A 15,574-nucleotide genomic window follows, 5' to 3' on the forward strand; every position below is an offset into this window, starting at 1 on the left:
GTGTCCTGTCGTCATTGTTTCTTTTTTCTTGGCTGGCAGCCCGCATTCCTGCGGCGCCAGCGGCTCGATTCATCGTCGCATCCGACCATATAGGCGCTCCCGAACGCGGTTGCGAGAGGCCGGACCGGTTGAGTCTCCGACTTGAGGAAGCTACCAGCCGGCCTGCCGACGGCAAAGGTGGGCATATCAAAAATACTCGAGGCTGACGCGGAAGAATTGCTCCACCTTCTTCACTGCGTGGCCGGCCGCAAACAGCACGACGCGATCACCCGGCTTGATGCGGACCTGCCCATCGGGCCGGATGAACCCCTTGCCGCGCCAGATGGCGCCGATACGCAGGCCCTCGGGCAGATCAAGCTCGCGCAGGGGCGTTCCGACGAGCGGCGATGTCTCCAGCGCCTCGGCCTCGATGATTTCGGCGCGCCCGTCCAAGATGGAATGCACCGCTCGGATCCGACCGCGCCGGACATGCTGCAGGATGCGCGATACGGTCACGGAGCGCGGGTCCACATAGGCATCGATGCCCAACGGCCGGGTAAAGGTCTGGAAGGCCGGATCGTTGATCAGCGTCATGTTGGAGCGGCAACCGAGGCGCTTGGCCAAGACGCTGGTCAGGATATTGGCCTGGTCGTCGTTGGTCAGCGCCACCGTCAGGTCGGCACGGTCCACATCCGCCTCGAGCAATACCGACCGCTTCAGCGAGCTGCCGTTCAGGACCACGGTGCGGTTCAGCTTTTCCGCAACGAAGCGGGCGCGGTCGGCATTGGCCTCGACAAGGCTCAGCCGTGCCGCCAACCGCCGACGCTCCATCTCCTGCGCGACGTAGAGGCCGATATTGCCGCCGCCTGCGATGATGATGCGCCCCGCCTCCGGCTCTTCGTGGCCGAACAGCAGCAGCGTACGCCTGATCTGCTTTTCGTCGGCGACCACATAGGCAAGATCGCCCGCCAGAAGCTCGTCGCTGGTGGACGGTACGATCAACTCGTCGTTGCGGACGACGCCGACGACGGTGGCTCCCAGATCGGGGAACAGCTCGGTCAACTGACCGAGCGGCTTGTTGATGACGGGGCAATCCTCCCGGCAGTCGATGGCAACCGTGACGACCGCCCCGTCCAGGAACGGGATGACGTCCATCGCGCCCGGCAGGGCGATGCGCCGCAGCACCATCTCCCCGACCTCCCGCTCGGGCGAGATGATGACGTCGATGGGCATGTGATCGGTGGAGAACAGGTCCTGCAGGTCGGAGCGCAGATACGACTGCGAGCGGATGCGCGCGATCTTCGTCGGCACCTCGAAAACCGAATGCGCAACCTGGCACGCCACCATGTTGACTTCGTCGTACAGGGTGACGGCGATCAGCAGGTCGGCCTGCGCCGCGCCCGCCTCTTCCAGCACTTCGGGATAGGCGCCATGGCCGACGATGCCGCGCGCGTCGATGGTTTCGCGGATCGCCTGCACCAGTTCCGGAGAGGTATCGATGACGGATACGTCGTGCCGTTCCGCGGCAAGGCGTTCCGCGATGCCGTAACCGACCTGCCCCGCACCGCAGACGACGACCCGCATGGCCAGTTGCCCTCAGATGCCGAGCGATTTGAGCTTGCGGTGCAGCGCCGAGCGTTCCATCCCGACGAATTCGGCGGTGCGCGAGATATTGCCGCCGAAGCGGTTGATCTGCGCCACCAGATACTCCTTCTCGAAGACTTCGCGGGCGTCGCGGAGCGGCAGCGCCAGGATGCGCCCATCCGACTGGCTCGGGGTGCGCGGCAGCATCTCGCTCACCTCGTGCGGCAGCATGTCCGCCGAAATGACTTCGTTGTCGTCCTGCCGCGACAGGATCATCAGCCGCTCGATGTTGTTGCGTAGCTGGCGGATATTGCCGGGCCAGTCGCTGGATTGCAGCACGGCCAGCGCCTCCGGGCTCAGCTCCTTCGGCCTGATGCCCGTCTGGTCGCTGATCTGCCGCATGAAGGCGTCGATGAGCAGGGGTATGTCCGCCCGGCGCTCGGCCAGGGGCGGCACCGAGATCGGCACCACCGCGAGCCGGTGATAGAGGTCTTCCCGGAAGGCCCCTTCCGACATCAGGCTTTCGAGGTTCTGGGCGGTGGACGAGATGATGCGCACATCCACCTTCACCTTCTTGGCGCCGCCGACGCGCTCGAAGGTCTGCTCGGTCAGCACGCGCAGGATCTTGTTCTGCGTCTCGCGCGGCATGTCGCCTACCTCGTCGAGATACAGCACGCCGCCGTGCGCCTCCTCGAAGGCGCCGACCTTGCGTTCCACCCCCGGAGGCGTCTCCGTGCCGAACAACTCTACCTCCATCCGCTCCGGCGTGATGGTGGCTGCGTTGAGCGCAACGAAGGGGCCGCCGGAGCGGGCCGACGCGGCGTGGATGGCGCGCGCCACCATCTCCTTGCCGGAGCCTGACGGGCCCAGGATCATGACGCGGCTGTTGGTGGGCGCCACCCGCTCGATGGTGGTGCGCAGCTGGTTCATCACATGCGACTTGCCGATGAGTTCGGGCGAGTCGTAGGTGCGGCGGCGCAGCTCCAGCACCTCGCGCTTCAGCTTCGACGTCTCGAGGGCGCGTTCGGCGATCAGCACCAGGCGGTCGGCCTTGAAGGGCTTCTCGATATAGTCGTACGCGCCGCGCTTGATGGCGGAAACCGCCGTCTCGATATTGCCGTGCCCGGAGATCATCACCACCGGGATTTCCGGATGCTGCGTCTTGATGGCCTCGAGAAGGTCCAGCCCGTCGAGGCGGCTTCCCTGCAACCATATATCCAGGAAGATCAATCGCGGTACGCGATCGGCGATCGAGGCCAGCGCCGCATCCGAATTGCCGGCGATGCGGGTCTCGTGCCCTTCGTCTTCCAGGATCCCCGCGACCAGATCGCGGATATCGGCTTCGTCATCGACGATCAGGATGTCCGATGCCATCAGTTCTCACCACTTCGTCGTTTCGTTGTCCGCAGTATCCGCTGCGGTGTCCTGCCTGAATGCGGGCAGGCGTATGCGCACGAGCGCCCCCTGCCCATCCGGAGCATCGTCCAGCTCTATCGAGCCGCCGTGCTCCTCCACGATCTTCTTGACGATCGCAAGTCCAAGGCCGGTGCCTTTTTCCCGGGTCGTCATGTAGGGCTCGAGAAGCCGTTCTCGATGCTCTTTCGGAAATCCCTTGCCGTTGTCGACGATCTCGACGGTATGCCACTCCGGCCCGGGCGTGGCGCGCACGGTGATGCGCCGACCCTGTTGCCCGGTCTCGTCGAAGGCCTCGACGGCGTTCTTAACGAGGTTGCCGAAGGCCTGCGAAATCAGCCGTCCGTCGAAATTGCCGATCATCGGCGTGTCGGAAATCTCGTTGGTGAAGTCGATGCCATGATCGCCCATCTCGCGCATGAAGACGGCTTCCTTCAGCGCCTCGCGCAGGTCTCGCCGCTCCATCGTGGGCTTGGGCATCCGCGCGAAGGACGAGAATTCGTCGACCATGCGGCCAATGTCCGATACCTGCCGGATGATCGTATCCACGCAGCGGTCGAAAATCTCGCGGTCGTCCACCACCAGCTTGCCATAGCGACGGCGGATACGCTCCGCAGATAGCTGGATCGGCGTCAGCGGGTTCTTGATCTCGTGGGCGATGCGGCGCGCCACGTCGGCCCATGCGGACGAGCGCTGCGCCTCCACCAGGTCGGTGATGTCGTCCAGCGTCACCACGCTGGACTGGTTGCCGTCGCCACCGTCCTCGGAGGTGACGCGAACGTTCAGCACGCGCTCGCGCTGCTGCACCTGCTCCTGGAATTCGTGCTTGCGCGAATGCGACGCCGCCTCGTGGATGCCGGCGATGATGGGGAACAGGTCCCCCAGCCGACGCCCGACGGCCTCGTCGGCCCTGATCTGCAGGATGCGCTCGGCGGACGGGTTGAGCATGGAGATATTGCCCTTGGCCGTCACGCCGACGACGCCGGCGGTGACGCCCGACAACACCGCCTCGGTAAAGCGGCGGCGCTCGTCGATCACGTCCTTGGCGCTTACCAGCTCTTCGCGCTGGCTGCGAAGCTGCCGGATCATGTTGTTGAATGTATTCGACAATGAGCCGACGTCGCCATCCGAAGCCCGCACCGGCACGGAGACGGTCAACTTGCCCTCGCTGACTTCGTCCGCAGCGCTGATCAACAGGCGGATCGGCCGCACGAGCCGGTCGGCGACGCCGATGCCCGTCCAGATGGCGGACAGAAGCACGATCAGCGTGATGCCGAGATACAGCAGCGCGAAGGCCACCTGCAGGCCGAAGCGATTGGCTTCCAGCGCGGAATACTCGGCCGTCCGCTCTTCCATCATGCGCAGGGCGGCGATCACCTCCGGGTCGACGACGCGGATCGTATAGAGGTAGACGTTGCCGAAATCGCGCAGTTGCATCACCGCGCCGACAAGGTTGGTGACGCCCGGCGGAATGAAGACCAGATTCCCATCCGCGGCCTGTTCCAGCGCATCGGTGGGCGGCGCGGGCAGAGGCCGCTCGACCGGCACGTCGGCCCGCAGGAAGGGCGAGCCGTCGCCGCGCAGCAATTGCGCGCCCAGCAGCGAACGCCCCTTCGCCTGCTCCGTCATCAACTGCGTGAATCCGGTCCTGTCCAGGTCATAGAGGCGGCGCTGCGCCTGCAGATCGTAGGCCATCGACAGGGTCGAACCCTGCAGGTTGCGCGCATTCTCGTTCACATAGGCGCGCGCGACGCTGATGGAGGAATCGACGATGGCGCGCGTTCGCATCTCGAACCAGCGATCCAGCCCGAGATCCAGCGTGATGCCCGCCACGATGGCGACGAGAAGGGCCGGTGTGGCGGCGACGATGGAGAAAAGCACGACGATGCGCACATGCAGGCGCGATGCCGCCTTGCCCTGCCGGCGGGCGCGCACCATGCGCAGCACCTCACGCCCGATGAGGCCGCAGAGCAGCAGAACGAACAGGCCGTTCACGGCGCTGCAGATCTTCACCACCGTGTCGGTGGGCGCGATCGGCGTCAGCCCCATCAGGACCACGAAGGACACCGCGCCGGTAATCAGCGCGCCCAGCACCGCCAGGATACCGGGAACCAGCATGAAGCGACGCCGCTCGCGGAGAAGCGACATGCCGTCATCCGATTGGGTTGCCTGAGCACTCATTGAGTCGTCACACCTGCCATCTCGTGGCAGTTTTGCAACGTAATGTGTTCAGATTGCAACGAGACCGTCGAAAATTTTAGCGGATCGAGCGGACGACCATCACATCCAGATCGCGGATTTTTTTCCGCAACGTGTTGCGATTGACGCCCAACAGATCGGCTGCCTTTACCTGATTGCCGCGCGTTGCGGCCAACGCGGCGGCGATCAGTGGATACTCGACCTCGCGCAGGATACGCCCATGGAGGCCAGGGGGCGGCAAATCGTCGCCGAACGAGGTGAAATAGTCCGCGAGGTAGCGTTCGACCGAGGCGGACAGATCGATGGCCTTGCCGTTTTCCCCGTCGCCATTGCTGGTTTTGGCCATTTCGTTGGCCAGCTCATGCTCCACCAGTTCGGCGGTGATCTCGTCCTGCGGATAGAGCGCCGACAGCCGGCGCACGAGGTTTTCGAGCTCGCGCACGTTTCCGGGCCAGGCATATCGGCGCATCACGTCCAGCGCGCCCTGGCTCAGCGTCTTGCGCGGCAGCCCCTCCTTCTGCACTTCGGCGAAGAAGTGGCGGGCAAGATCGCCAAGGTCCTCTATGCGTTCGCGCAGCGGCGGCAGGCGCAGCGGCACCACGTTGAGGCGGTAGAACAGATCCTCGCGGAACTGACCGCGCTGGATCAACTGGCGCAGATCCTTGTTGGTGGCCGCAACGATGCGCACGTCCGTGGCGATGGGCGTTCGTCCGCCGACGACCGTATATTCGCCCTGCTGCAGCACGCGCAGCAGCCGCGTCTGGGCTTCCATCGGCATGTCGCCGATCTCGTCCAGGAACAGCGTGCCGCCCTCGGCCTGCTCGAAGCGGCCGCTGGCTCTGGCCTGTGCGCCCGTGAAGGCACCCTTCTCGTGGCCGAACAGCTCCGACTCGATCAGATCGCGCGGGATGGCGGCCATGTTGATGGCGACGAAGGGCCCCTTCCGCCGGCGGCCGTAATCATGCAGGGCGCGGGCCACGAGCTCCTTGCCGGTGCCGGACTCTCCGGTGATCAGCACCGTCAGATCGGTCTGCATCATGCGCGCCAGCGCGCGATAGATATCCTGCATGGCGGGCGATCGGCCCACCAGCGGCATCGTCTCGCCGGCATTCTCGCCGCCGTCGGCCCGCGCGTTGTTTTTCGGCTCGGCCAGGGCACGCCGCACGATGCCCACCAGTTCCGACAGGTCGAAGGGCTTGGGCACATAGTCGTAGGCGCCGCGCTCCGACGCCTTGATGGCCGTCATGAACGTGTTCTGCGCGCTCATCACGATGACCGGTAGGTCGGGCCGCGTATTGCGGATGCGCGGCAGCGTATCGAAAATATCGCCGTCCGGCATCAGAACGTCGGTGATCACGAGGTCGCCGTCGCCAGCCGCCACCCAGCGCCACAGCGTGGCGATGTTGGAGGTCACGCGTACCTCGTAGCCGGCGCGCAGCAGGGCCTGCGACAATACGGTCCGGATCGCCGCATCGTCGTCGGCAACGAGAATCTGGGCCGGTGCCATCAATCGGTACTCCTCGGGGAGGTCGTTATCTTGTCCATAGCCTCAGTCCAGGCCGGCATGAGAACGCGAAACGCGGTATGGCCGGGCTGGGAGTCGCATTCGATCACGCCGCCATGGTCGCCCACGATCTTGGCCACCAGCGCAAGGCCGAGGCCGGTTCCGCTGGGCTTGGTCGTCACGAAGGGGTCGAAGATGTTCTCCCGGATATCCTCGGGAACGCCGGGGCCGTTATCCTCGACGGTGAATTCCAGCGGCAGCGTCACGCGCGCGCGGCTGCCCGGCACGGAAAGGCGCACGCCCGGCCGGAATGCGGTGGACAGCCGTATCTCCGGATCTTCGACCGAAGATACGGCTTCGCTGGCGTTCTTGACGAGGTTCAGGAACACCTGGACGAGCTGGTCCCGGTTGGCGAAGACGGGGGGCAAGGACGGATCGTAGACTTCGCTGATATGGACGTTGCGGGCAAAACCGCTGCGCGCCAGCGTTTTCACATGCTCCAGCACGGAATGGATATTCACGGCGGAACGCTCTACCGGCCGCTGGTCGGAAAACACTTCCATCCTGTCGACCAGCTTGCCGATCCGCTCGCTTTCCTCCTGGATCAGGCGGGTCAGCACCCGATCCTCGTCCGAGGCGGAGGTTTCCAGAAGCTGCGCCGCCCCGCGGATGCCCGACAGGGGGTTGCGGATTTCATGCGCCAGCATGGACGCAAGCCCCGTCACGCTGCGCGCGGCCGATCGATGGGTCAGTTGCCTGTCCATCTTGTCGGCGATGGAGCGCAGCTGGATCATGACCACGACGAGGCCCTTGCTGTCCGGGATCGCCGAGACATAAAGGTCTACCAGCCGCTCGCCGCCGAGCCGCGGCGAAGACAGGTCCACCCGATATTCGCTGATGCGCGAGCCTTGCGCGCGCACCTGGTCGATCAGCATGAACAGCGGGCTGTCGCCCGGTACGAAATCCGATAGCCGACGCCTGGACAGGTAGCTAGCCCCGGCCGAGAAGAACTGTTCCGCGTCGGAATTGGCGAAGGAGAAATAGCCTTCGGCATCCACCACGACGACGGGATGCGGAATGGCGTTCAAGACCTGGAAGGTATCGATGGGAGGTGTCGTTGCCCGTGTCACGTCGCTTACGCAGCCCTTTCCAGAAACATGGGTTCGGTCGGCTCGAGGTCGGCCGCGCGGACGCCGCCGAAAACGTCCCCGATCAGCCGCATGACCGCCGGCACGTTGCGAGCGCTCATCAGCGCCGTCCGCGCCGACGCCATGTCGCTGCCCCGCCGCCTGGCCACCCCGTCGAGATACCAGCCGAGATGCTTGCGCGCATGGCGGACACCGGTCGCCGCGCCGTAATGGTCGATCATCGCCTCGTAATGCCCGCCGACCAGGTCGTCCAGCGCCAGCGCCGCAAGGTCGCGCGGCGTCAGCGCGCCCGTCATCAGGCCGATCAGCCATGGGCGGCCGCACAGGGCGCGCCCCACCATCACCGCATCCGCGCCGCTGGCCGAGCGTGCGCGGTCGATATCGGCACCGGTCTCGACATCGCCGTTCACCACAAGCGGAAGGCCGATGGCCGCCCGCACGGGGGCGACGGCCGCCCAATCGGCGCGGCCTTCATAGAACTGGTCGCGCGTGCGTCCATGCACCGTGACCATGGATAGGCCGACAGACTCCGCCGCCCGGGCGATTTCGGCAGCATTCAAGCTGTCGCGGCTCCAGCCGAGGCGCATCTTGACGGAAACGGGCACCGAGCCGGCGCCCTCCAGCGTCGCCGCCATCAGCCGCGCGGCCAGCTCCGGCTCGCGCATCAGCGCCGAGCCGCATTGGCCGCCCACGACCTTCTTGGCCGGGCAGCCGAAATTGATGTCGATCAGGTCCGCACCCTCGCCGGCCAGCCTTTCCGCCGCCGCACGCATCATTGCAGGGTCGCGGCCCGCCAGTTGCACGGCGCGCGGGCCCGCGCCATCGGCCATCACCCGAAGAAGGCTCTCCCGCGTACCGCGCATCAACTCGCCGCTGGCCACCATTTCGGAGAAGACCAGGCCGGCGCCGAGGCGACGCAGCAGCCGGCGAAAGGGAACATCCGTTATGCCCGACAAGGGCGCGCACAGGACAGGCGCCCCAAAATCACGCCCGTTCAACGACAACCGCGCGTCGTCCCTGAGAGGGACGGCGGGAATCAATGATCTGCGTGCATGTTCTAATCGGTTCGCGGCCATGGTTGATCTATATATGGACATGCCCAAATCGCAAGCATATCCGTTCTGTATGCGTATCTTTTCGCTGCAGTGCAACCAATTTGTGCGTCTGTGATGGCTGGAATGAGGGGAATGCAGGCAGGCCGCCCAAGCCTTGCGCGCAGCGCCTCTTTATGGTCCCTCCACGACAGGATCATGATGGGGACTGGAGAATGAACAAGCCGCGCCGCGCCGCCGCCATCATCGTCGCCGCCGGGCGTGGAGAGCGCGCCGGCGCGGAGGGCGGGCCCAAGCAGTACCGCAGGCTCGGCGGCCGGGCGCTGATCGCCCACGCGCTGGATTGCTTTCCGGCGGAGCGGTTCGAAAGCGTGATCGTGGTCATCCACGCCGAGGACGAGGCGCTCTACGCGGCGGCCGTCCCGCCCCTGCCCCACGTCCGCACGGTGACAGGCGGCGCAAGCCGGCAGCAATCCGTCCTCAACGGGCTGGCCGCGCTGGAAGCCAGCGCACCGGACATCGTGCTGATTCACGATGCGGCGCGCCCCCTGGCCGGCGCCGTCGTGCGCCGCATACAGGATGGGGTCACACAAACCATGGGCGCGCTTCCTGTGCTGCCTGTATCCGATACGCTGAAGCACAGCGACGACGGCCTTCATGTGGCCCATACCGTAGCGCGGACGAACCTGTTTGCGGCCCAGACGCCGCAAGGCTTCCCATTCGGGCCGATACTGGCGGCGCACCGTGCCGCACGGGCCAGCGGGCGCGACGATTTCACCGACGATTCGTCCATCGCCGAATGGGCGGGCATCCGCGTCGGCCTCGTGGCCGGCGCCCCCGAGAACCAGAAGATCACCTATGCGGCCGACCTTGCCCGGGCCGCCGCGCATCTGACGAAGGACGATACCCCCATGCTCGATGTCAGGGTCGGCAACGGCTACGACGTGCATCAACTGGTTGCCGGCGACCATGTCACGCTATGCGGCGTCCGTATCGCGCACGATCAGGCACTGTCCGGCCACTCCGACGCGGATGTCGGGCTTCATGCGCTGACCGACGCGCTGCTGGCCACATGCGGGGCCGGCGATATCGGCGATCATTTTCCGCCATCCGATCCGCAATGGAAGGGCGCCGCATCGCGCATCTTCCTGGCGCATGCCGCCGAGATCGTGCGCAGCCATCGCGGCCGCATCTGCAATGCGGACATAAGCCTCATCTGCGAGGCGCCGAAGATCGCGCCGCACCGTCTGGCCATGCGCACCGCCATAGCCGATACTCTGGGCATCGACGTCGGGCGCGTGTCGGTCAAGGCCACCACTAACGAAACCATCGGCTTCGTGGGCCGCAGGGAAGGCATAGCCGCCATCGCGACGGCCAGCGTCGTTTTCGGGGAGACAGGCGATGCAGGATGACGAAGGGCTGATCGAGGAGGCGCAAAGGCTGGTCGCGGAGGCGACGGCCGGCGGGCTTCGCATCGTCACGGCGGAATCGTGCACGGGCGGGCTGGTAGCGGGATACCTGACCGAGGTTCCGGGCTCGTCCGCCGTGGTGGAGCGCGGCTACGTCACCTATTCCAACGCGGCCAAGACAGAGGTGCTGCACGTCGACGACGCGGCGCTGCAGGCTTTCGGCGCGGTATCGGGCGAAGTTGCGCGCGCCATGGCGCTGGGGGCGCTTGCCGCCTCCCATGCCGACATCGCCGTTTCAATCACCGGCATTGCCGGGCCCGGTGGCGGAAGCGCCGAGAAGCCGGTCGGGCTGGTTCATTTCGCCGCCGCACGGGGCGATCGGCTTATTCATCGCAAGGAGATGTTCGGCGATATCGGGCGCCGGCGCGTCCGCCTGATGAGCGTCGCCATCGCCTTCGACCTCATCGACCAGATGATGCGTCAGGACTGAAGGTCAGGCGGCGGGCGCGCCGTAGACCTTGGCGGCACGCTCCTCGAACGCCACGGCGAAACGCCGGAAGGCGTAGTCGAACATGGAGCCCATCACCATGCCGAGCGCCCGGTTCTTGAACTCGTACTCGATGAAGAACGCGACCTTGCATCCCTTGGAGTCATCCTCGAAACGCCACTGGTTGCGCAGGAAGCGGAAGGGCCCGTCGATGTATTCGACGTCGATCTGCCGCCTGTCGGGGTCCAGCAGAACCTGCGTCGCGAAGCTTTCGCGGATCATCTTGTAGGCCACCGTCATATCGGCGACGAGAAGCGTCGTCCCCTCGCGCTCGCGGCACGTGCGGATGGTCAGACGCTCGCACAGCGGCACGAATTCGGGATAGCGTTCCACGTCCGCCACGAGATCGAACATCTGGCGCGGCGTAAAGGAGACGATACGCGTACTTTCGAATTTCGGCATCGCGCGTCAGGCCGCCTCGGACGTCTGACGCGCCTGGCGCGCCTTGCGCAGCCGCTCGAAATCCTCTCCCGCATGATGCGACGAGCGGGTCAGCGGGCTTGCCGCAACCACCAGGAAGCCCTTGGTGTAGGCCACCGTCTCCAGCGACTTGAACTCCTCGGGCGGCACGTAGCGGATGACGGCATGGTGCTTGCGTGTCGGCTGGAGGTACTGGCCGATGGTGATGAAATCGACATCGGCGGACCGAAGGTCGTCCATCAGTTGCAGGATCTCGTTCCGCTCTTCGCCCAGCCCAACCATGATGCCGGACTTGGTGAAGATGGTGGGATCCAGTTCCTTGACGCGCTGCAGAAGCCGCACCGAGTGAAAATAGCGCGCTCCGGGACGCACCGTCAGGTAGTTGGACGGCACCGTTTCGAGGTTGTGGTTGAAAACGTCCGGCCGTGCGGCAACGACGACCTCCAATGCGCCGGGCTTGCGCAGGAAGTCGGGTGTCAGGATTTCGATCGTGGTGCCGGGTGCGGCGGCCCGTATAGCCCGGATGGTCCGTGCGAAATGCTCGGCGCCGCCATCGGAAAGATCGTCGCGGTCGACGGAGGTGATCACCACGTGGTGAAGCCCCATCTTCGCTACGGCGCGCGCGACGCTTTCAGGCTCGCCGTCGTCGAGCGCGTGCGGCTTGCCCGTGGCGACGTTGCAGAAACTGCATGCGCGCGTGCAGATGCCGCCCATTATCATGAAGGTGGCGTGCTTCTTTTCCCAGCAGCCGCCGATGTTTGGGCAGCCTGCCTCTTCGCATACAGTGACGAGGTTTTCCGCCTTGACGATTTCGCGCGTTTCCGCGTAGCCGCGCGACACGGGCGCCTTGACGCGGATCCAGTCGGGCTTGGGCAGCACCGGCGTATCGGGCCGGTGCGCCTTTTCGGGGTGGCGTGGCCGGGGTTTTTCCCCGGCCCGCGACAAGGTATCGAGAACGGTGACCATGGCTCGTTATTTAACTCCTGCCACGGCCTGCAACAAGGCTTGTAGCATCGGGCCGAAAAGTGGAATCCGGTCTTCGGAAGATCCGATGCTCCACCAGAAAGTCAGAGCGACCTTTGTGCGTCCGTATGGACGCGCAACGCTCTAGCCCCGGCCGCGGATCGCCCGCCAGAGGAAGATCAGCAGGCATGCGCCCACGATCGCGACGATGAACTGCACCAGATAGGTCTCGGCCGTAAAGATGCCGAAAAGGCTGAGGATAAAGTTGAGCAACAGCGCTCCGACGATCCCCAGGATGATGTTCGTGAGAAGGCCGATATTGGCCCCCATGATCTTTTCCGCGATCCATCCGGCGAGACCGCCGAGAATGATCGACATGATGATGCCGACGCCGTTCATGCAACCCACTCCTGTCTGACCTGCGGCGGATTGTGCCGCATGTCAGGTTAGATGGGCGATGAGGGGGCCGGTCAAGTCCGCACGAGTCGGTACCGGCCCCCCTGTCACATATGTATGACGCGGCCATAGGCGTCGAGGACGCTTTCATGCATCGTCTCGGACAGGGTCGGATGTGGGAACACGGCATGCATGAGTTCCTCTTCCGTGGTCTCGAGGCCCATGGCGATGACGAATCCCTGGATCAGTTCCGTCACCTCGGCGCCCACCATATGGGCGCCCAGGAGTTCGCCCGTCTTCGCGTCGAAGATGGTCTTCACCATGCCTTCCGGCTCGCCCAGTGCGATGGCCTTGCCGTTGCCGATGAACTTGAACCGCCCCACCTTGACCTCGCGCCCGGCCTCCTTGGCCTTCGCCTCGGTCAGGCCGACGCTGGCCACCTGCGGCTGGCAGTAGGTGCAGCCCGGAATCTGGGTGCGGATCATCGGATGCGCGTCGAGACCCTTGATCTTCTCGACACAGATCGTGCCCTCATGCTCGGCCTTGTGGGCCAGCATCGGCGCGCCGGCGACATCGCCGATGGCGTAGACGCCGTCGACATTGGTGCGGCCATAGCCATCCACCTTGATGATGCCGCGCTCGATCTCGACGCCGATGCCATCAAGATTCAGGCCCTCGGTATTGCCCTGCACGCCGACGGCGGAAATCAACCGCTCCGCCTTCAGGGTCTGGCTCTTGCCGCCCTGCTCCACCATCACCTCGACGCCGTCCGCACCTTTGCTGACCTTCGTCACCTTGGCATCGGACAGGATCTTCATGCCCTGCTTTTCGAACTGCTTGCGAGCGACGGCGGCGATTTCCCCGTCCTCCACCGGCAGGATCTGCGGCAGCAGTTCCACGACGGTGACGTCGGCGCCCATCGTGCGATAGAAGGAGGCGAACTCGATGCCGATGGCGCCCGACCCCATGACGATCAGGGATTTCGGCATCGCCTTCGGCTTCATCGCCTCGAAATAGGTCCAGATGCGGTCGCCGTCCGGCTCGATGCCCGGCAGGACGCGCGGACGCGCGCCCGTGGCGACGATCACATGCTTCGCCTTGTAGGTGCCATGGCCCAGTACCGTCTTCGGCACCGGGTTCTGCGGTTCCACGGCCGGCTTGGTCGCCTCGCCGACCTCGACCTCAACCGGGCCGCCCTTGCCGGCCTTGGCGATGCGGGCCTGCCCCCAGATCACGTCGACCTTGTTCTTCTTGAGCAGCATGCCGACGCCGCCATTGAGCTGCGCGGAGACCCCGCGCGAGCGCTTGACCACCGCGCCGATGTCGAAACCCGGCTTTTCGATCTTCAGGCCGTAGTTCTCGGCGTGCTCGGCATAATGGAAGATCTCGGCAGAACGCAGCAGCGCCTTGGTCGGGATACAGCCCCAGTTGAGGCAGATGCCGCCCAGATGCTCGCGCTCGACGACAGCCGTGCGGAAGCCCAGTTGCGCGGCACGGATGGCGGCCACATAGCCGCCCGGTCCGCCGCCGATGATCAGGATGTCGTAGGTTTCAGCCATGTCAGCGTCCTTGCCCTGCCTGTCCGAAGCCGATCAGACCAGCATGCCCATCGGGTTTTCGATGTATTCGCGGAAGGCGGAAAGAAGCTCCGCGCCCAGCGCGCCGTCCACGGCCCGGTGGTCCGTCGACAAGGTAACCGTCATGACGTTGGCCACCTTGATCTCGCCCTTCCGGACGACCGCCCGCTCCTCGCCCGCGCCGATGGCCAGGATGGTGGCATGCGGCGGGTTGATGACGGCGGCGAAGTCGCGGATACCGAACATGCCGAGGTTGGATACGGCGGTGGTGCCGCCCTGGTATTCCTCGGGCTTGAGCTTGCGGGCCCGGGCGCGCTTGGCCAGGTCCTTCATCTCGTTGGAGATGACGGACAGGGTCTTCTCGTCGGCCCGCCGCACGATGGGGGTTATGAGCCCGCCTTCGATGGACACCGCCACGCCGACATCGGCGTTGCGATGCTTCAGCATCGCGCTTTCCGTCCACGAGACGTTGGCATCGGGCACCGCCTTCAGCGCGCAGGCCATGGCCTTGATGATCATGTCGTTGACCGACAGCTTGTAGGCAGGCTTGTCGCCCGCTTCCGTCCTGATCATCGGCGCGGCCTCGTTGAGCTGCTTGCGCAGCGCCAGCAGCGCGTCGATTTCGCAATCCACGGTCAGATAGAAATGCGGAACCGTCTGCTTGGACTCGACCAGCCGCTTGGCGATGGTCTTGCGCATGCCGTCATGCGGAATCTCTTCGAACGATCCTGCGGGGAAGAGCTTGCGAACGGTCTCGTCGCTCATGCCACGCGCGGGTGCGGCGGCGGCGGCGGGCGCCGGCGCGGCCTTCGCATCGTCGGCAGGCTTGTCGGCGGCAGCGGCGGGCTTGGCGGCGCCGCCCTTGGAAGCCGCCTCGACATCCGCCTTGACGATCCGGCCCTGCGGCCCGGAGCCGGATATCGACGAAAGGTCGATGCCGGATTCCTTTGCGATACGCCGCGCCAGCGGCGATGCGAAGACGCGGTCGCCCTTGGGCTGGGCATCGCCCTTTGCCGGAGCGGCCACCGGCTGGGCGGCGCCTGCCGGTTCGGCCTTGGCTTCCTCGACGGTGGCCCTGGCCGGCGCATCGGCCTTCACGTCCGCCGCCTGCGCCCCGCCGGATGCGTCGTCGGCGCTTTCCCCGTCACCGGCCAGGACGGCGATGGTGGCATTCACCTTGACGCCCTCGGTGCCGGCGGCGACGAGGATCTTGGCGACGGTGCCTTCGTCCACCGCCTCGACTTCCATCGTGGCCTTATCGGTCTCGATCTCGGCGATCACGTCGCCCGGCGAAACCTTGTCGCCTTCCTTGACCAGCCATTTGGCCAGCGTGCCTTCTTCCATGGTCGGCGAAAGCGCCGGCATCGTCACATTGATCGGCAT

The 15,574-nt window shown here is 65.4% G+C and carries 13 protein-coding genes; 2 read left to right on the top strand and 11 right to left on the bottom strand.

The genetic code is table 11. The features are described from left to right. Positions 1–186: 186 nt before the first annotated feature. From trkA to NDN16_RS04060, 6 genes are all read right to left on the bottom strand, one after another. Entirely contained in the window at positions 187–1,563 is a 1,377-nt protein-coding gene (gene trkA / locus NDN16_RS04035) for a Trk system potassium transporter TrkA (RefSeq protein ID WP_251112332.1), read from the bottom strand. Between the two features lie 12 nt (positions 1,564–1,575). Beyond that, entirely contained in the window at positions 1,576–2,937 is a 1,362-nt protein-coding gene (locus NDN16_RS04040; protein WP_251112333.1) for a sigma-54-dependent transcriptional regulator, read from the bottom strand. Positions 2,938–2,943: 6 nt separating this feature from the next. Beyond that, positions 2,944–5,124 carry a sensor histidine kinase NtrY-like gene (locus NDN16_RS04045; protein WP_251112334.1) on the bottom strand — a complete coding sequence of 727 codons (2,181 nt, stop codon included), beginning with the start codon at positions 5,122–5,124 and terminating at the stop codon, positions 2,944–2,946. Between the two features lie 109 nt (positions 5,125–5,233). Next, positions 5,234–6,682 carry a nitrogen regulation protein NR(I) gene (gene ntrC, locus NDN16_RS04050; RefSeq protein ID WP_251112335.1) on the bottom strand — a complete coding sequence of 483 codons (1,449 nt, stop codon included), beginning with the start codon at positions 6,680–6,682 and terminating at the stop codon, positions 5,234–5,236. Continuing rightward, positions 6,682–7,809 carry a two-component system sensor histidine kinase NtrB gene (locus tag NDN16_RS04055; protein ID WP_251112336.1) on the bottom strand — a complete coding sequence of 376 codons (1,128 nt, stop codon included), beginning with the start codon at positions 7,807–7,809 and terminating at the stop codon, positions 6,682–6,684. Before NDN16_RS04055 ends, ntrC begins: the two co-directional genes overlap by 1 nt. A gap of 5 nt (positions 7,810–7,814) precedes the next feature. Then, complete coding sequence (locus tag NDN16_RS04060; RefSeq protein WP_251112337.1) at positions 7,815–8,825, bottom strand: tRNA dihydrouridine synthase; 1,011 nt, start codon at positions 8,823–8,825, stop codon at positions 7,815–7,817. Between the two features lie 269 nt (positions 8,826–9,094). On the opposite strand from NDN16_RS04060, the gene NDN16_RS04065 reads away from it, so the two are divergent. Together NDN16_RS04065 and NDN16_RS04070 are read left to right on the top strand one after the other, a co-directional pair. After that, the gene (locus NDN16_RS04065) at positions 9,095–10,291 is read left to right on the top strand and encodes a bifunctional 2-C-methyl-D-erythritol 4-phosphate cytidylyltransferase/2-C-methyl-D-erythritol 2,4-cyclodiphosphate synthase (protein WP_251112338.1); all 1,197 of its coding nucleotides are present in this window, start codon (positions 9,095–9,097) and stop codon (positions 10,289–10,291) included. After that, positions 10,281–10,778: a CinA family protein gene (locus tag NDN16_RS04070; RefSeq protein ID WP_251112339.1), complete on the top strand. Its 498-nt coding sequence runs from the start codon at positions 10,281–10,283 to the stop codon at positions 10,776–10,778. The genes NDN16_RS04065 and NDN16_RS04070 overlap by 11 nt, the downstream gene beginning before the upstream one ends. 3 nt (positions 10,779–10,781) lie before the next feature. Here the strand turns inward: NDN16_RS04070 and NDN16_RS04075 are convergent, their stop codons facing one another. The 5 genes from NDN16_RS04075 to NDN16_RS04095 form a co-directional block, all read right to left on the bottom strand. Further along, the gene (locus NDN16_RS04075; RefSeq protein ID WP_251112340.1) at positions 10,782–11,237 is read right to left on the bottom strand and encodes a type II toxin-antitoxin system RatA family toxin; all 456 of its coding nucleotides are present in this window, start codon (positions 11,235–11,237) and stop codon (positions 10,782–10,784) included. A gap of 6 nt (positions 11,238–11,243) precedes the next feature. Next, the gene (gene lipA, locus NDN16_RS04080) at positions 11,244–12,221 is read right to left on the bottom strand and encodes a lipoyl synthase (RefSeq protein WP_251112341.1); all 978 of its coding nucleotides are present in this window, start codon (positions 12,219–12,221) and stop codon (positions 11,244–11,246) included. Positions 12,222–12,362: 141 nt separating this feature from the next. Beyond that, positions 12,363–12,617: a GlsB/YeaQ/YmgE family stress response membrane protein gene (locus NDN16_RS04085; RefSeq protein WP_251112342.1), complete on the bottom strand. Its 255-nt coding sequence runs from the start codon at positions 12,615–12,617 to the stop codon at positions 12,363–12,365. Positions 12,618–12,721: 104 nt separating this feature from the next. Then, on the bottom strand, positions 12,722–14,173 hold the full coding sequence (gene lpdA / locus NDN16_RS04090) for a dihydrolipoyl dehydrogenase (protein WP_251112343.1): 1,452 nt from the start codon (positions 14,171–14,173) through the stop codon (positions 12,722–12,724). 33 nt (positions 14,174–14,206) lie between these two features. Then, the gene (locus tag NDN16_RS04095) at positions 14,207–15,574 is read right to left on the bottom strand and encodes a pyruvate dehydrogenase complex dihydrolipoamide acetyltransferase (protein ID WP_251112344.1); all 1,368 of its coding nucleotides are present in this window, start codon (positions 15,572–15,574) and stop codon (positions 14,207–14,209) included.

It is taken from the genome of Aureimonas altamirensis, from assembly GCF_023702225.1.
GTDB lineage: Bacteria > Pseudomonadota > Alphaproteobacteria > Rhizobiales > Rhizobiaceae > Aureimonas > Aureimonas altamirensis_B.

Excerpts from the sequence above, each read along its gene's own strand:
- NDN16_RS04075 (WP_251112340.1), bottom strand. The coding sequence starts at position 11,237 with ATGCCGAAATTCGAAAGTACGCGTATCGTCTCCTTTACGCCGCGCCAG.
- NDN16_RS04040 (WP_251112333.1), bottom strand. The coding sequence starts at position 2,937 with ATGGCATCGGACATCCTGATCGTCGATGACGAAGCCGATATCCGCGAT.
- NDN16_RS04085 (WP_251112342.1), bottom strand. The coding sequence starts at position 12,617 with ATGAACGGCGTCGGCATCATCATGTCGATCATTCTCGGCGGTCTCGCC.
- trkA (WP_251112332.1), bottom strand. The coding sequence starts at position 1,563 with ATGCGGGTCGTCGTCTGCGGTGCGGGGCAGGTCGGTTACGGCATCGCG.
- NDN16_RS04065 (WP_251112338.1), top strand. The coding sequence starts at position 9,095 with ATGAACAAGCCGCGCCGCGCCGCCGCCATCATCGTCGCCGCCGGGCGT.
- lpdA (WP_251112343.1), bottom strand. The coding sequence starts at position 14,173 with ATGGCTGAAACCTACGACATCCTGATCATCGGCGGCGGACCGGGCGGC.
- lipA (WP_251112341.1), bottom strand. The coding sequence starts at position 12,221 with ATGGTCACCGTTCTCGATACCTTGTCGCGGGCCGGGGAAAAACCCCGG.
- NDN16_RS04045 (WP_251112334.1), bottom strand. The coding sequence starts at position 5,124 with ATGTCGCTTCTCCGCGAGCGGCGTCGCTTCATGCTGGTTCCCGGTATC.
- NDN16_RS04095 (WP_251112344.1), bottom strand. The coding sequence starts at position 15,574 with ATGCCGATCAATGTGACGATGCCGGCGCTTTCGCCGACCATGGAAGAA.
- NDN16_RS04070 (WP_251112339.1), top strand. The coding sequence starts at position 10,281 with ATGCAGGATGACGAAGGGCTGATCGAGGAGGCGCAAAGGCTGGTCGCG.
- ntrC (WP_251112335.1), bottom strand. The coding sequence starts at position 6,682 with ATGGCACCGGCCCAGATTCTCGTTGCCGACGACGATGCGGCGATCCGG.